The sequence below is a fragment of the Parabacteroides sp. KHUB-01 genome (assembly GCF_056640935.1).
Genome location: NZ_CM153256.1, coordinates 2,275,628 through 2,291,457, shown reverse-complemented (window position 1 = coordinate 2,291,457; position 15,830 = coordinate 2,275,628). Strand labels below are relative to the sequence as shown.

At 41.5% G+C, this 15,830-nt stretch carries 8 protein-coding genes, 3 tRNA genes and 3 rRNA genes; all 14 read right to left on the bottom strand.

Features of this window, described 5'->3' with window-relative positions; translation table 11 throughout:
• Nucleotides 1-46: 46 nt before the first annotated feature.
• A complete protein-coding gene (locus ACYIAR_RS09915; protein ID WP_480329310.1) occupies nt 47-985 on the bottom strand; it encodes a bifunctional riboflavin kinase/FAD synthetase in 939 nt (312 codons plus the stop codon).
• The gene (porW, locus tag ACYIAR_RS09910) at nt 982-4,434 is read right to left on the bottom strand and encodes a type IX secretion system periplasmic lipoprotein PorW/SprE (RefSeq protein WP_480329308.1); all 3,453 of its coding nucleotides are present in this window, start codon (nt 4,432-4,434) and stop codon (nt 982-984) included. Before porW ends, ACYIAR_RS09915 begins: the two co-directional genes overlap by 4 nt.
• On the bottom strand, nt 4,431-5,255 hold the full coding sequence (locus tag ACYIAR_RS09905) for a metal ABC transporter permease (RefSeq protein ID WP_480329305.1): 825 nt from the start codon (nt 5,253-5,255) through the stop codon (nt 4,431-4,433). Before ACYIAR_RS09905 ends, porW begins: the two co-directional genes overlap by 4 nt.
• 1 nt (nt 5,256) lies before the next feature.
• Complete coding sequence (locus ACYIAR_RS09900; RefSeq protein WP_480329303.1) at nt 5,257-5,673, bottom strand: phospholipase; 417 nt, start codon at nt 5,671-5,673, stop codon at nt 5,257-5,259.
• Nucleotides 5,674-5,778: 105 nt separating this feature from the next.
• Complete coding sequence (locus tag ACYIAR_RS09895) at nt 5,779-7,011, bottom strand: 3-phosphoshikimate 1-carboxyvinyltransferase (protein ID WP_480329301.1); 1,233 nt, start codon at nt 7,009-7,011, stop codon at nt 5,779-5,781.
• 151 nt (nt 7,012-7,162) lie between these two features.
• Complete coding sequence (locus ACYIAR_RS09890; RefSeq protein ID WP_480329299.1) at nt 7,163-7,375, bottom strand: immunity 17 family protein; 213 nt, start codon at nt 7,373-7,375, stop codon at nt 7,163-7,165.
• A gap of 21 nt (nt 7,376-7,396) precedes the next feature.
• A complete protein-coding gene (tsaE, locus tag ACYIAR_RS09885; protein ID WP_480329297.1) occupies nt 7,397-7,816 on the bottom strand; it encodes a tRNA (adenosine(37)-N6)-threonylcarbamoyltransferase complex ATPase subunit type 1 TsaE in 420 nt (139 codons plus the stop codon).
• A 180-nt stretch (nt 7,817-7,996) separates the two neighbouring features.
• A 5S ribosomal RNA gene (gene rrf / locus ACYIAR_RS09880) occupies nt 7,997-8,107 on the bottom strand.
• Nucleotides 8,108-8,261: 154 nt separating this feature from the next.
• Nucleotides 8,262-11,137 (bottom strand): 23S ribosomal RNA (locus ACYIAR_RS09875).
• A 114-nt stretch (nt 11,138-11,251) separates the two neighbouring features.
• Nucleotides 11,252-11,325 (bottom strand) — tRNA-Ala (locus ACYIAR_RS09870).
• An 8-nt stretch (nt 11,326-11,333) separates the two neighbouring features.
• Nucleotides 11,334-11,407, bottom strand: a tRNA-Asp gene (locus ACYIAR_RS09865).
• A gap of 87 nt (nt 11,408-11,494) precedes the next feature.
• A tRNA-Ile gene (locus ACYIAR_RS09860) sits at nt 11,495-11,568 on the bottom strand.
• A gap of 122 nt (nt 11,569-11,690) precedes the next feature.
• Nucleotides 11,691-13,223 (bottom strand): 16S ribosomal RNA (locus ACYIAR_RS09855).
• The 16S, 23S and 5S rRNA genes sit together here with 3 tRNA genes alongside, the layout of an rRNA operon.
• Nucleotides 13,224-13,935: 712 nt before the next feature.
• Nucleotides 13,936-15,723 carry a translation elongation factor 4 gene (lepA, locus tag ACYIAR_RS09850; protein ID WP_480329295.1) on the bottom strand — a complete coding sequence of 596 codons (1,788 nt, stop codon included), beginning with the start codon at nt 15,721-15,723 and terminating at the stop codon, nt 13,936-13,938.
• Nucleotides 15,724-15,830: the final 107 nt, after the last annotated feature.

The window sequence follows — 15,830 nt, the reverse complement described above, 5'->3', positions numbered from 1 at the left end:
AGTTGACGAGTTAACGAGTTGACAAGGTTTCAGTAGATAGATATTTCTACTTGACTTCTTGACTCCTTAACTCCTTCCGGCACTCCCCTTTATCCTTCTCCAACTGAGCCTTAAGCTCATCTATTGATTCGAAACGGATATCATCTCTCGTTCTGGAAATAAAACTTACAGTTACGGTTTTGCCATATAAATCTCCAGAAAAGTCAAAAATATTAACCTCTATTGAAACATCGCTACCGTTATTTACTGTCGGACGATTTCCTATATAAAGCATTCCATTATAATATAAATTATCCATATATAAACGAACTGCATATACTCCTGGAGATGGGATTAGTTTTAATGGTTCATCAGGTAAAATATTAGCTGTTGGGAAACCAATAGTTCTTCCCAATTTATGTCCTTCCACAACTTTTCCCGTTATTGAATAATAATAGGTAAGAAAATCCGCAGCTTCAGCAACTTTTCCACATGATATAAGACGTCTGATAACAGAAGAACTGACAATCTCACCTGGTGTCTCAAGACAAGAAGCACGAAGCACATCCATTCCACACGCCTTTCCATATGAAACATACTGCTCAAAACCATCCTTACGGTCGTGTCCGAAACGATGGTCATAACCTATGAGTAATACTCGGACATTCATCTCCTTATACAGTACTTTCTCTATAAAATCTTTTGCTGATAAACAGGAAAGTTCATAGGTAAAATCCAGAACAATGCAATAGTCTATACCTGTAGCATCAAGTAAAGCTATCTTTTCAGAATATGAACTCAACAAAGCTGGCTTATAATCCGTGTTAAGAACCATTCTAGGATGCACAGCAAAAGTAATTACTGCAGATGCCATATTCCTTCTAGCAGCCTCCTGTTTAAGCTCACCTATCAGAGAGCGGTGTCCTGCATGGACACCGTCGAAAAATCCGATAGTGGCAACAAGGTTCTTTTCCTTTATATCTTTTGTATCAGTTATCAGAATCATTCTTGTTTATTTTTTTGCTTGCGAGCCTTTTCCTTGGCTTCCAACTCAGCCTTACGAGCACGTTCTTTTTCTTTAAGTTTCTGTTTATATGCTCTTTCTTTGGCTTTGCGTTCTTTCGCAAGTTGCTTCATTCTTTCCTTGTATTCTCGTTCTTTTTCCTTACGCAGCTGTTCACGAGCTTTAAGTTTTGCTTCGCGTTCTTCTTCAGCTTGCTTTAATTTTTCTTTACGTTCTTTCTCTAGTTGTCTTTCTTTCTCTTTCTTGGCTTTGAGCAGAGCTTTTTCCTCTTCTTCACGTTTCTTTTCCAAATCAGCTCTTTCTTTGGCAAGACGTTCCTGAAGTTCTTTCTCTGCTTTTTGTTCTTCTTCGAAAGCCTTACGAGCTTCTTCACGACGAGCTTCTTCGGCTTCTGCTTCACGTTTACGGATTTCCTCAATATCTTTCAAAGTAAGACCCTGCTCTTCCTCAACAGCAGGAACTACAGCCGGCTGGTTTACCTGTTCAGGCAAAAGGACTGGAATTACGGTATCCACATGAATTATCACTTCCTCTTCCGGCACTTCTATATGCAAGATTTGAGGTTTAAGTGTTTCAACAGGAACTTCAGGTGAAACTTCCTTATCATCCTTATCCGGACTTTCAGCTCTCGTTATCTCCGTTTCTTTACGAGCTTTCCATCTAGCAGATATTGCCTTTGCTTCATTACCGAAATTCTCATCGAAGAATACCATATATTCATCTAATGTCTTACCGTGCATCAATGTTTCATAGTTATCTTCTGATATAGGCAAAGCTATTACAGCTTTATCCAAAGCGCTTGCATATCCATCCTTATCATATATCATACGATAATATTGCAAAGCCTCATCAAAACTATAGAAACCACTGATATGAAGCATTCCTACAGGTCCTTGTTCCTCAATTGTCACATCAAGTTCCTTAACCATGAAATTAGCAAAGTTATATGCAGCGACATTGAACAGAAGACGATTTTTATCAACATCACCAACAGAATAAACCAACATCATACGATAAGGTGTATTCTTTTCCGAATTGAATGTCCTTGCTGAGTCAGCCGCAGATACCATATCACCCTCAGCTCCAAAACGAAGATTCCATGTCATACCGGTAACTCCTCCTTGTACCATTGCTCTACCGCGGAGAACTCCTTTAAGCATTTCACCGGCAAGGTCTATTACATCTGCATCCGGATATTTCTCTACCAAAGCCTTTAATGCAGTCTTGAACCCTTCGGCATCTCCTGTTTGTACATAAGTCAAGGCATCCAGGAACATAAACTTAGGCATAAGTTTAGCCAATGGATATTTTTCCTGCATATACTTGAAGTTTCGCCTTACTGTTTCCACATCTGTAGCAAGATAGCGGTTGTATGTTGCTTCATACAATGAATCCTGAACTACATCCATCATTCTGATGTTACGCTCGTAATTTGGATCAGCAATCGCAACAGCATAATCACTTTCAGGGAATGCAGCAATAAGCTTTTCTTTATATTTATTTGCCAAGGCAGTATCTTTTGTTCTTAACGCAAGGAGATAAAGCTGATAATAACTTTCAAGCAAATGGGAATTTTCTGGGAATCTTCTTTCAAGTTCCTCAAAACCTTCTATAGCTAGAGATAAATCTTCCAACTTATCTTTATAAATCATAGCCATATTATAAAGGCCATCTATTATTATAATATTAGAAGCCTCCACATCTTCTGGAGTCATAGGCAATTGCTGGAGATAAAACTCTCGGCTCTTAGGGTCATCGGCAGCAACGGCAGACGAATCAGTAATTGCAGCACCTTCTACTGCTTGTCCTTCGCCATCAGCAAGCTCACCTTCTTCAGTATCCATAGGTTCATCAAAAGTGGACATTTGTTTGTTACGACGACGCCAGTCATCTTCCAAAGCTCTTCGTCCCCATTTTCTCTGGAATTGAGCTTTACCCTGTGACACAGTCTGAGTATTATAGAAATAGAATGTAGAACCACCACCTGCTACAGGTATAGTAACAGTCTGGGCTTCAGTTCCAGGACGGTCTATTCCACTACCCTTTGCTTCCTGCTCTGCAAGATAAGCTTCTTTCTCAGCAAGAGCCTTTGCTTCTTCCTCTTCCTTCTTTACTTTTTCAATTATTTTATCAATTACGGCAAGACGTTCAGCCTCCGGCATACGGGCCAATGTCTGCAAACTATCCTGTAGCTGCACTGCTTCGGCATGAACAACAAGTTCATCCAATACTGCAGAAAGTTTAGATATACGGTCGTAATCCTTATATTCCTTGCTTATTCCAGACAAGGCTCCGCTAAAGTTTGGTTGAGCCTTGATATAATCTTTCATCTTAAAATACAAATCACCCAAGCGAATCTGGCAAATAGCCTTATCCATACCGTTGCGAACACTTTTCTCAACGCCCAGCTCATAATTCTTTATCGCATTTGCAGTGTCTTGCTTCGAAATATAAACATTACCCAAAGCGTAATACACCTGATCCAGCAATTCTTTATTTTTAGGATTACGAGCCATACGCTCAAGCATTCGTACAACTTTACGGTTGTCTGCACCAACATAAACCTCTGTCTGGCGTATTCGTGCAGCAAATTCCAAATCATATGGAGGATTTGAACGGGCAACTTCTCCAAAATATTTATAAGCCTCCGCATTTCTTCCCAATTCAGCATACATCTGACCAAGCAGATATTTCATACGGCTTTTCTGTAAACGGCTTTTCTCAGCCTTTATGGCTGTTTTCATATAAGGAATGGCTTCTTCAAAGTTTCCATTCTTAATCAAATAATCAGCATAAACTGTTTCATAATAAGGTCTGGTCTTATCAGGTATTCCTCCAGTATTCAGTTTTGTAAGAATATCCTCGGCTTCATACATCCATCCCATTTCCGAATAGCAACGAGCCTGCCATAATCTGGATTCAGCAACAATTGTCTCATCTGTAGCATAGTGACGAGAAATATACGAAAACGTAGCTGAAGCTTGCAGGAAATCTCCGTTATAAAACTGAGCCTCTCCCAGCATCATCCAGCAATTCTTCAAGAAAGGATTGTATTCTTCCTGTTCCTGCAATTTACGCTGCTTTGGATCGTTTCTCCATCCTGGTTTCTTTTTAGGTTTAGTCTTTATAGAGTGCAGCTTTATAGCCTTATTGCTTTTCTCAATTGCACGGTCGAACGGACCACCAGGCTCTGCCTTATCTTTTGGCAAAGAACTAACCGGATACATCAGAATCATTTCGGTATAGTTTTCCTGATAACCTGTCTGCTGTGCCTTCAAGGCTTCATCAAAAGAGACTTTACCGTTATAATAAATATTATAACGTGATGTCAAAGCATGATAAAACCTGCTGGCAGCCGTATTCTTCTTTGTAGAACAACCTGCCACAATACAAAGAAGAAGAAAAAACAATATGTAGCGTATACTTTTCAAACGAGTTTTCTGTTTATTAATTTATTTAATGCAGCCTTTATTCCCGCCGAAACGAAGAACATCAATACATAAATCAGTATTATAAACGCACCAGATGGTACATTCATTGTGTAAGACAGGCATAAACCTGCAACAGACCCCAAAAAACCTATCAAAACACTACCAATAGCTATCTTTTTAAAGTCAGAACACCACATATTCATTATTGTCTGAGGTAATGTAAGCATACTCATAAGAAGCATTATCCCAACCAGACGTATAGAAAGGACTATTGCCACAGCCACAATACACATCATCAGATATTCCAAGAATTTTACCGGAAGATTTACAGTATGAGCAAAATCAGAATCAAACGCGACATACACAATTTCTCGCTGCCAAAATGCAAACATTATAAAGAGTAAAAGTGCAAAAGCTGCCAATGCTATAATATCTCCGGAAGTAACCATCAGGATATTTCCAAACAGATAGTTCGACATATCAGGTGCATATCCGGGAGACAATGATATAAATATTACTCCCAAAGCCATACCTAATGACCACACTCCTGCTATTGCAGAGTCTTCTCTCAATCCTCTGGAACGGCTCATCCATGCTACGCCTAAAGCTGACATCACCGCAAAAAACAAAGCTGATAATACTGGATTTATTCCAAGATAAAAACCTAATCCAAGTCCACCAAATGAAGCATGAGTTATTCCACCACTTATAAACACCAAACGTCGGGAAACAATATATGTACCTACCAAACCACACACTATAGCTGTAAGCATACAACCAAGCAATGCATTACGGAAAAAAGCATATTCCAATAATTCCATATCAATGTCTCCTCTCGCCAACTATAAGGAAAGCTTCATCTTTAAGAGCATCCGGAAGATTCACATTTCTCAATTGCAAACTTCTTATCCAGCCAGCAACTTCTGTCTCCTGCAAAGTATAAAGAACCTCACGAAACTCTTCAACTTCTTCTTCAGAATATGCATCACCTTCAAGACCTTTAAAACGGTCCAGTTCTTCATCGTTATAATATTCTATTCCTTTACTTACAGCGGCAAGAAGACTGTCTTTCTCACAAGTCTCGTGTTGCCCACAACATTCTTCCGTCAGTTCTTGCGGCTCAGGGATTGAATCTATTTCTCCACGTTCCAACATACCCTGAAGCTTCTTGTTTCTTAAATAACCTATAATGGCAGAAACAACACCCAATACCAATAGACTTAATATTATATATATCATTTGAGTTTATGAGTTTTTAAGTTTATGAGTTTATAGTTGATAGGGGGACAAGTTGACAAGGATACAGAAATAATATATTCCTTCTTGTCTTATTAACTCCTTATTTCAAGCTTCCCTGACATCTATTCCCGCACCTTTTAAATCATTCCAAAAAGCAGGATAACTCTTCGATACAACACCAGGCTCATCTATAACTATACCTTTAGGCAACAATAAAGCTGCCGGAGCAAACGACATTGCCATTCTGTGATCTTCATAAGTGCTGATAACAGGTATATCATCTGCTGCGCATCTCTCACCGGTCCATTCCAAAACAGAATCATTGTAGTCATTCAAAACATAGCCTAATTTCTTGCACTCATTCTTCAACGCTGTTATTCTATCTGTTTCCTTAATCTTCAAGCTCTGCAAACCACTGAAACGGAAAGGAACTCCTTTCATAACACTTGCCACAACAAAAGTCTGAGCCAAATCCGGAATATTTACCAAATCAGCTTCCAGCATATCACATGATTTTCCAGAAGAAATCAACTTAACTCCTGTTCCTTTATCAAACTCCGTTACAACACCCAATTGTTCAAACAATCTTGCGCCGAAAGAATCTCCTTGAAGACTATTTTCAAACAATCCGCACAATTCAATTTCCGAAGATTCTGAGAAAGATTTTATTTCATACCAATATGATGCAGCACTCCAATCTGATTCCACCGTATATGGAACAGGATTATAGTCCTGTGGCTTCACCTCTATAATATTTCCTTTCCAATCTGCAGAAACGCCAAAAGCCTCCATCATCTTCAAGGTAATATTAATATAAGGTCTGGAAATAATATCACCTTTCAGTTTCAGTTTCAACCCATCCTTCATTAAAGGAGCTACCATAAGTAAGGCTGAAATATATTGAGAACTAACACTACCGTCAAGTTCAATTTCTCCACCGTTCAATGCTGACCCATATATCTTCAAAGGAGGAAAACCTTCTTTCTCCAAATATTCTATTCTTGCTCCTACAGAATTCAAAGCATCAACCAGAATCCGGATTGGACGATTCTTCATTCTTTCGGAACCTGTCAATACCCATTCCCCTACAATTTTAGATAGAAAAGCGGTCATAAAACGCATAGCAGTTCCTGCAGCCTTAATATCAAATGTAGAATCATTTGAGTTAAGAGCACGAACCATTACTTCCGTATCATCACAATCAGAAAGATTGCTTATATCATAAGGGCTATAACTTAGTGCATTCAATATTAACGCTCGGTTACTGATACTCTTTGATGCCGGCAGTTTTACCGATGCTTTAATTGGATAACTAGGAGGAGTTATTAAATATTTCATTATACAGGTATTTAGTTCTTTTGTTTCCGAGCTTGTAAGTTTATAAGTTATTGCGTTAATCCATCAGAAAAACTCTAAAATTTACAAACCGATAAAATCAACTACTTACGAATTATGATTGAGGACAAAAATACTGAAAATTTAGCTCAATCTACCAATAAATGATACCTAAACAGCCACAAATTATTAGTAAAACACCCAAGAGCAAATAAAATATTCGTGCACCTTTTCGTCCAAACCAATTCACAAAGCTTTGCGCTGCACTAGTACGGAAATACCAGTCTAAATTAAATAAGGCTGCTATCATAGAGAAGCAGCCTAATGCTATAAACAAAACAAATATAAAATAATCTGTAGGATTCATTTTATCTGTCTTATAATATCTTTAATCTACGGTTACAGTTCTAGTTCCATCAGGATTCTCTGATATATTAACTTCAACCACATCGCCAGGTAAAAGTTCTTCAATCTTTTCAGGCCATTCAATGAAACATAAAGCTCCGCTATAGAAATAATCTTCAGTTCCTATATCTTCAGCTTCACTCAACTTATTGATTCTGTAAAAATCAAAATGATATATTAATTCACCAGTTTCATCGCTTCTATATTCATTTACTATGGCAAATGTAGGACTGTTTATTACATCTTCAACTCCTAATTCTTCGCAAATTGCTTTGATAAAAGTTGTTTTACCAGCGCCCATATTTCCACGAAAAGCAAAAACAGTTCTATCGTCCATTGCTGCAATGAATTCTTTCGCAGCTTCACGGATATTTTCTAAACTTGATATTTGGATTGTTTGCATAACTGTATGTTTGGAATAATATATTCTATTGCAATATATAAGAAATCATATTCACAAAGGTAGTATTTCTTTTTAAGAAATGATGATTGATTGATACTTCTTATCAAAGAATAACGGTTATAAATCTTATAAACAAAAAAAGACCCGATTCCTTTCGGAACCGAGTCTCTTCACTTTCTAAAACGGCGGCTACCTACTCTCCCACTTTTACGCAGTACCATCGGCGTGATTGGGCTTAACTTCTCTGTTCGGAATGGGAAGAGGTGGAACCCCAATGCTATAACCACCTTAATATCTTTTTAAGGTCTTTAGTTTTTAAGTTTTTGAGTTTTTAAGTTTCTTACTCTTTAACTTAAAAGTTACATGTCTGTGACAATAAAGAGAGTTCTTTTCGTAGAACTAACACTGAACTTCCAGTGCCTTAAAATCTATCAATCCTTCCAATAAGGAAAAGTCTCGGGCAATTAGTACTACTCGGCTTTGACATCACTGTCTTTACACCTGTAGCCTATCAACGTCGTAGTCTACAACGACCCTCAGGGATATCTTATCTTGAGGCTGGCTTCGTACTTAGATGCTTTCAGCACTTATCCAATCCGAACTTAGATACCCGGCGGTGCACCTGGCGGTACAACCGGTAAACCAGCGGTTCGTCCAACACGGTCCTCTCGTACTAGTGTCAGAGCCCCTCAAATATCCTACGCCCACGATAGATAGAGACCGAACTGTCTCACGACGTTCTGAACCCAGCTCGCGTGCCACTTTAATGGGCGAACAGCCCAACCCTTGGGACCTTCTCCAGCCCCAGGATGTGACGAGCCGACATCGAGGTGCCAAACCATTCCGTCGATATGAGCTCTTGGGAATGATCAGCCTGTTATCCCCGGAGTACCTTTTATCCTTTGAGCGATGGCCCTTCCATACGGAACCACCGGATCACTATGCTCTAGTTTCCTACCTGATCGACTTGTATGTCTCCCAGTCAAGCACCCTTATGCCATTACACTCTGCGACCGGTTACCAATCGGTCTGAGGGTACCTTTAGAAGCCTCCGTTACGCTTTTGGAGGCGACCACCCCAGTCAAACTACCCACCATACAGTGTCCCCGCTTCTGCGGGTTAGAATTCAAACAATCAAAGGGTCGTATTTCAACGACGGCTCCACAAATACTGGCGTACCTGCTTCTTAGCCTCCGACCTATCCTACACATCAAGTGCCCAAATTCAATGTAAAGCTATAGTAAAGGTTCACGGGGTCTTTTCGTCCCATCGCGGGTAATCGGCATCTTCACCGATACTACAATTTCACCGAGCTCACGGTTGAGACAGTGCCCAGATCGTTACACCATTCGTGCAGGTCGGAACTTACCCGACAAGGAATTTCGCTACCTTAGGACCGTTATAGTTACGGCCGCCGTTTACTGGGGCTTCAATTCAATGCTTCTCTTGCGATGACATCTCCTCTTAACCTTCCAGCACCGGGCAGGTGTCAGGCTGTATACTTCATGTTAACTATTTCGCACAGCCATGTGTTTTTGTTAAACAGTCGCCTGGGCCTATTCTCTGCGGCCTGCCGAAGCAGGCGTCCTTTATCCCGAAGTTACAGGACCATTTTGCCTAGTTCCTTAACCGTGACTCACTCGAGCGCCTCAGTATTTTCAACCCAACTACGTGTGTCCGTTTGTGGTACGGGTACTTCATGAATATGTTTAGCGGATTTTCTAGGGAGCATGGTTACATCCATTTTGCCTTGTACAAGTACGCGGCATACTGTCAGGTTCGACTCTCTCTGCGGATTTGCCTACAGAAATCTTAATCTACACCCTTCAACCGGCTATTCCGTCAGCCGGCAGGACTGTCACTTCTCCGTCTCCACGTCACTCCATAAAGTAGTAACGGAATATTAACCGTTTCTTCCATCGGCTTCGCCGTTCGGCTTATCCTTAGGTCCCGACTTACCCTGATCCGATTAACGTTGATCAGGAAACCTTAGTCTTTCGGCGAGGAGGTTTCTCACCTCCTTTATCGTTACTTATACCTACATTTGCTTTTCCGGAAGCTCCAACAAAGGTCATCCTCTATCTTCAGCGCCGCCGGAATGCTCCCCTACCATCTCTTACGAGATCCACTGCTTCGGTAAATAGTTTTATGCCCGATTATTATCCACGCCAAACTCCTCGACTAGTGAGCTGTTACGCACTCTTTAAATGAATGGCTGCTTCCAAGCCAACATCCTAGCTGTCTCTGCAATCTGACTTCGTTAGTTCAACTTAACTATTATTTGGGGACCTTAGCAGGTGGTCTGGATTCTTCTCCTCTCGGACATGGACCTTAGCACCCATGCCCTCACTCCATGGCAATATATAACACGCATTCGGAGTTTATCTGGACTTGATAGGCGGTGAAGCCCTCGCATCCAATCAGTCGCTCTACCTCATGTTATACTAACCACAGGCTGCACCTAAATGCATTTCGGGGAGTACGAGCTATCTCCAAGTTTGATTAGCCTTTCACCCCTACCCTCAGCTCATTGGAACACTTTTCAACGTATACCCATTCGGACCTCCAGTTGGTGTTACCCAACCTTCATCCTGGCCAAGGGTAGATCACTTGGTTTCGCGTCTACTCCCAGTGACTATAACGCCCTATTAAGACTCGCTTTCGCTTCGGCTCCGTAACTTAATTACTTAACCTTGCCACTGAAAGTAACTCGTAGGTTCATTATGCAAAAGGCACGCCGTCACAGCACGAAGCTGCTCCGACCGCTTGTAGGCAGACGGGTTCAGGGTCTATTTCACTCCTCTGTTCGAGGTTCTTTTCACCTTTCCTTCACAGTACTGGTTCGCTATCGGTCTCTCGGGAGTATTTAGCCTTACGGGATGGGCCCCGCTGATTCACACAGGATTTCTCGTGTCCCGCGCTACTCAGGATTCCACTAGGCTTCGTTATCGATTCGTATACCGGGCTGTCACCGTCTTTGGCCGTTCTTTCCAAAACGTTCTACTTCGATAATTTCTTGCCACAGCGTGGTCCTACTACCCCGATATTGCCTAGACAACATCGGTTTGGGCTGTTCCGCGTTCGCTCGCCACTACTTGCGGAATCACTTTTGTTTTCTCTTCCTACGGGTACTTAGATGTTTCAGTTCCCCGCGTTCGCTTCTCTAACGAGATGGCAGGTCTTCAACCTGCCGGGTTGCCCCATTCGGAGATCCCGGGATCAGGGATTATTTGCATCTCCCCCGGGCTTTTCGCAGCTTATCACGTCCTTCTTCGCCTCCGAGAGCCAAGGCATCCACCGTCTGCCCTTGCTTACTTTTCCTTATCTGGTACATCAACGTACCGGATTGATATATCTTAAGCTTGCTCTACTTTTTAAAAACTTTCTCTTTATCGTCCAACATGTCAAAGATCTTATACCTTTTTCAAGGCTATGTGGAGAATAACGGATTCGAACCGTTGACCCTCTGCGTGCAAGGCAGATGCTCTAGCCAGCTGAGCTAATCCCCCAATTTAAGCGGTGCGTACGGGACTCGAACCCGTGACCCCATGCGTGACAGGCATGTATTCTAACCAGCTGAACTAACGCACCATTTATCTTTCAAAGAGCTACCGTTGTGGTTTGCAAAGGTAATACTTATTTTTAAACTACCAAAAGATTCCACAACTTTTTTTGGAGTAGTCCCAGGCAGAGTTGAACTGCCGACCTCTACATTATCAGTGTAGCGCTCTAACCAACTGAGCTATAGGACTGTCAACTTTGCCGGTTTCCCAGCTTCATCTTTCTCTTTTTTATCTTTTTTTCATATATCCAACCGTAGTACAAGTGGAGATTCAATACCACTTGATAATCTTCACGGAAACTCTCGCTCCAGAAAGGAGGTGTTCCAGCCGCACCTTCCGGTACGGCTACCTTGTTACGACTTAGCCCCAGTCACCAGTTTTACCCTAGGCCGTTCCTTGCGGTTACAGACTTCAGGTACTCCCGGCTCCCATGGCTTGACGGGCGGTGTGTACAAGGCCCGGGAACGTATTCACCGCGCCATGGCTGATGCGCGATTACTAGCGAATCCAGCTTCACGGAGTCGAGTTGCAGACTCCGATCCGAACTGAGACGTGGTTTCGAGATTAGCTCCCTGTCGCCAGGTCGCAACTCTTTGTCCACGCCATTGTAACACGTGTGTCGCCCCGGATGTAAGGGCCGTGCTGATTTGACGTCATCCCCGCCTTCCTCACAGCTTACGCTGGCAGTCCCGCTAGAGTCCTCAACTTTACTTGTTAGTAACTAACGGCAAGGGTTGCGCTCGTTATGGCACTTAAGCCGACACCTCACGGCACGAGCTGACGACAACCATGCAGCACCTCGCAAGCGGCTATTGCTAGAAAGTCAGTTTCCTGACCGGTCCCCCTGCGTTCAAACCCGGGTAAGGTTCCTCGCGTATCATCGAATTAAACCACATGTTCCTCCGCTTGTGCGGGCCCCCGTCAATTCCTTTGAGTTTCACCGTTGCCGGCGTACTCCCCAGGTGGATTACTTAACGCTTTCGCTGTAGAGCTTACATTATATCGCAAACTCCTAGTAATCATCGTTTACTGCGTGGACTACCAGGGTATCTAATCCTGTTCGATACCCACGCTTTCGTGCTTCAGTGTCAGTTATGGTTTAGTAAGCTGCCTTCGCAATCGGAGTTCTGCGTAATATCTATGCATTTCACCGCTACACTACGCATTCCGCCTACCTCAAACACACTCAAGTCTCCCAGTATCAATGGCAATTTTATGGTTAAGCCACAAACTTTCACCGCTGACTTAAAAGACCACCTACGCACCCTTTAAACCCAATAAATCCGGATAACGCTCGCATCCTCCGTATTACCGCGGCTGCTGGCACGGAGTTAGCCGATGCTTATTCATAGGGTACATACAAGATCCCACACGTGGAATTTTTTATTCCCCTATAAAAGAAGTTTACAATCCATAGAACCTTCATCCTTCACGCGACTTGGCTGGTTCAGACTTCCGTCCATTGACCAATATTCCTCACTGCTGCCTCCCGTAGGAGTCTGGTCCGTGTCTCAGTACCAGTGTGGGGGACCTTCCTCTCAGAACCCCTATCCATCGTCGGTTTGGTGGGCCGTTACCCCGCCAACTGCCTAATGGAACGCATGCCTATCTATCAGCGATGAATCTTTAACAAATATTCCCATGCGGGACCCCTGTTTTATGCGGTATTAATTCATCTTTCGATGAGCTATCCCCCTCTGATAGGTAAGTTGCATACGCGTTACTCACCCGTGCGCCGGTCGCCGGCAATAGTTGGCAAGCCAACTATCCCGCTGCCCCTCGACTTGCATGTGTTAAGCCTGTCGCTAGCGTTCATCCTGAGCCAGGATCAAACTCTTCGTTGTTATAAATTGTTTATGTCTTATGCTCAAGATTCCGTTACTTCTCGATTTATCAAGTATTGACGGTATTTATTCTCAAAATACTTGTACTACTTGTTGATATATGTAATATTTTCAAAGAACTTAGTCGCTATCGTTATTTTTGATTGCGGTTGCAAAGGTAAGAACTTTTATTTTAATCTTCCAAATTTTTTCGGAAGTTTTTTTTATTTTTTCTTCAGCTTTCGGATTTTCGCTTGGATTTACCAACCTCACCTATCTCTGACAGAATTACTTTCCTTTACCTCTTCATCATGTTGACTACCGCATCTCTCTCGATTGCGGGTGCAAAAGTAGAACGGATTTTTGAATCTGCAAAATATTTTGGGAAGAATTTTTGAATTATTTTTAAGTTTAGCTGAGTATCAGAGGAATAGAAAGGGAAGTTTTTTTTAGAAGATAAGTTGACGAGGGAACGAGATTACAAGATGATGGAGAAAAACATTACAAAATCATTTATGAACTTCTTCATAATAAATTCTACGATTCATAATTATAATAACCCCTATTCATCATATTAAATTTATTGACTCACCTAGGTGAATCGATATTTTTATTACAATAAATCTGATATATGAATGCATTGAATGAAGCAAGTAGATTAAACGACTATAAAAAGAAACACGTATGTTTAAGAAATACTAACCTGAGACATACGTGTTGTTATAATAATTATTTAATCAAGTTTCAGAACTGCGAGGAATGCTTTTTGAGGAACTTCTACCGTACCAATCTGTTTCATTCGCTTCTTTCCCTCTTTCTGTTTTTCCAACAATTTTCGTTTACGAGAAATATCACCACCATAACATTTCGCCGTAACATCCTTACGAACTGCCTTGATAGTTTCACGTGCTATGATTTTAGCACCAATAGCAGCCTGGATTGCTATATCAAACTGCTGACGAGGAATCAACTCTTTAAGTTTTTCACACATACGGCGGCCAAAAGGAACACTATTGTCGATATGTGTCAATGTTGACAAGGCATCGACAGGCTCTCCATTCAACAAAATATCCAGTTTGACCAAACGGCTCGGACGGAAATCGTGCAAATGATAATCAAATGAAGCATATCCTTTTGAAATACTCTTCAATTTATCATAGAAGTCTATCACTATTTCGCCCAGTGGCAGGTCATAGAAAATCTCAACTCTATCACCGGAAATATAACTCTGCTTAACCAATATACCACGTTTACCCAAACACAGAGTCATAATCGGACCAATATATGCTGTATTAGTAATAACCGAAGCTCTGATAAACGGCTCTTCAATATGGTCAATCAATGTTGGGTCTGGCAAACCGCTCGGATTATGAACTTCCGAACAATTTCCTTTTTTGTCATATACTTTATATGAAACGTTAGGCACAGTTGTGATAACATTCATATTGAATTCTCGGTCCAAACGTTCCTGAACAATTTCCATGTGAAGCAACCCTAAGAAACCGCATCTGAAACCGAAGCCCAAAGCTGCAGAACTTTCCGGCTGAAATGTCAGAGAAGCATCGTTGAGCTGCAATTTTTCCAACGAAGAACGAAGATTCTCAAAATCTTCCGTATCTATAGGATATACACCGGCAAAGACCATCGGTTTCACCTCCTCAAAACCTTCGATAGCCTTTTCTGCCGGACGAGCCACATGAGTAATAGTATCTCCTACTCTTACTTCCTTTGATGTTTTTATACCGGAAATGATATATCCTACGTCACCAGTCTTAATCTCATCACGCGGTGACATATCCAACTTCAGAACACCAACCTCATCGGCATCATATTCTTTTCCCGTAGCAATAAACTTTACATGGTCTCCTTTACGAAGACTTCCGTTTACGACCTTGAAATAAGCAATGATTCCACGGAATGAATTGAAAACAGAGTCGAAAATCAGACACTGCAGCGGTGCATCCGGATCGCCTGATGGAGCAGGAACTTTCTCAACAATTGTATTAAGAATATCATAAACACCTTCTCCTGTCTTTCCGCTAGCACGCAAAATATCCGAACGGTCGCAACCCAAAAGTTCAACAATCTGGTCTTCAACCTCATCAGGCATTGCACTTGGCAAGTCTATCTTGTTAAGTACAGGTATAATCTCCAGATTATTGTCGATTGCCATATAAAGGTTTGAAATAGTCTGAGCCTGAATACCCTGAGCTGCATCAACGATAAGCAATGCACCTTCACAAGCAGCAATCGAACGAGAAACCTCGTAAGAAAAGTCCACGTGTCCCGGAGTATCAATAAGATTCAAAATATACTCTTCACCTTTATATTTATATTTCATTTGGATAGCGTGGCTTTTGATAGTGATACCTCGCTCACGTTCCAAATCCATATCATCAAGGACTTGAGCCTGCATATCGCGCCCTTCAACAGTATTTGTGTATTCAAGCAAACGGTCTGCCAACGTACTTTTCCCATGATCGATGTGAGCAATGATACAGAAATTTCGGATATTCTTCATATAATATATTATTTGTCTTTTCTATTTTAAACAGTTGTTCCAAAGCATTTTTCGGATTATCTGCAAAGATACGATTTTTTCTGTTTTTTTCAGTTCAAATATTATCC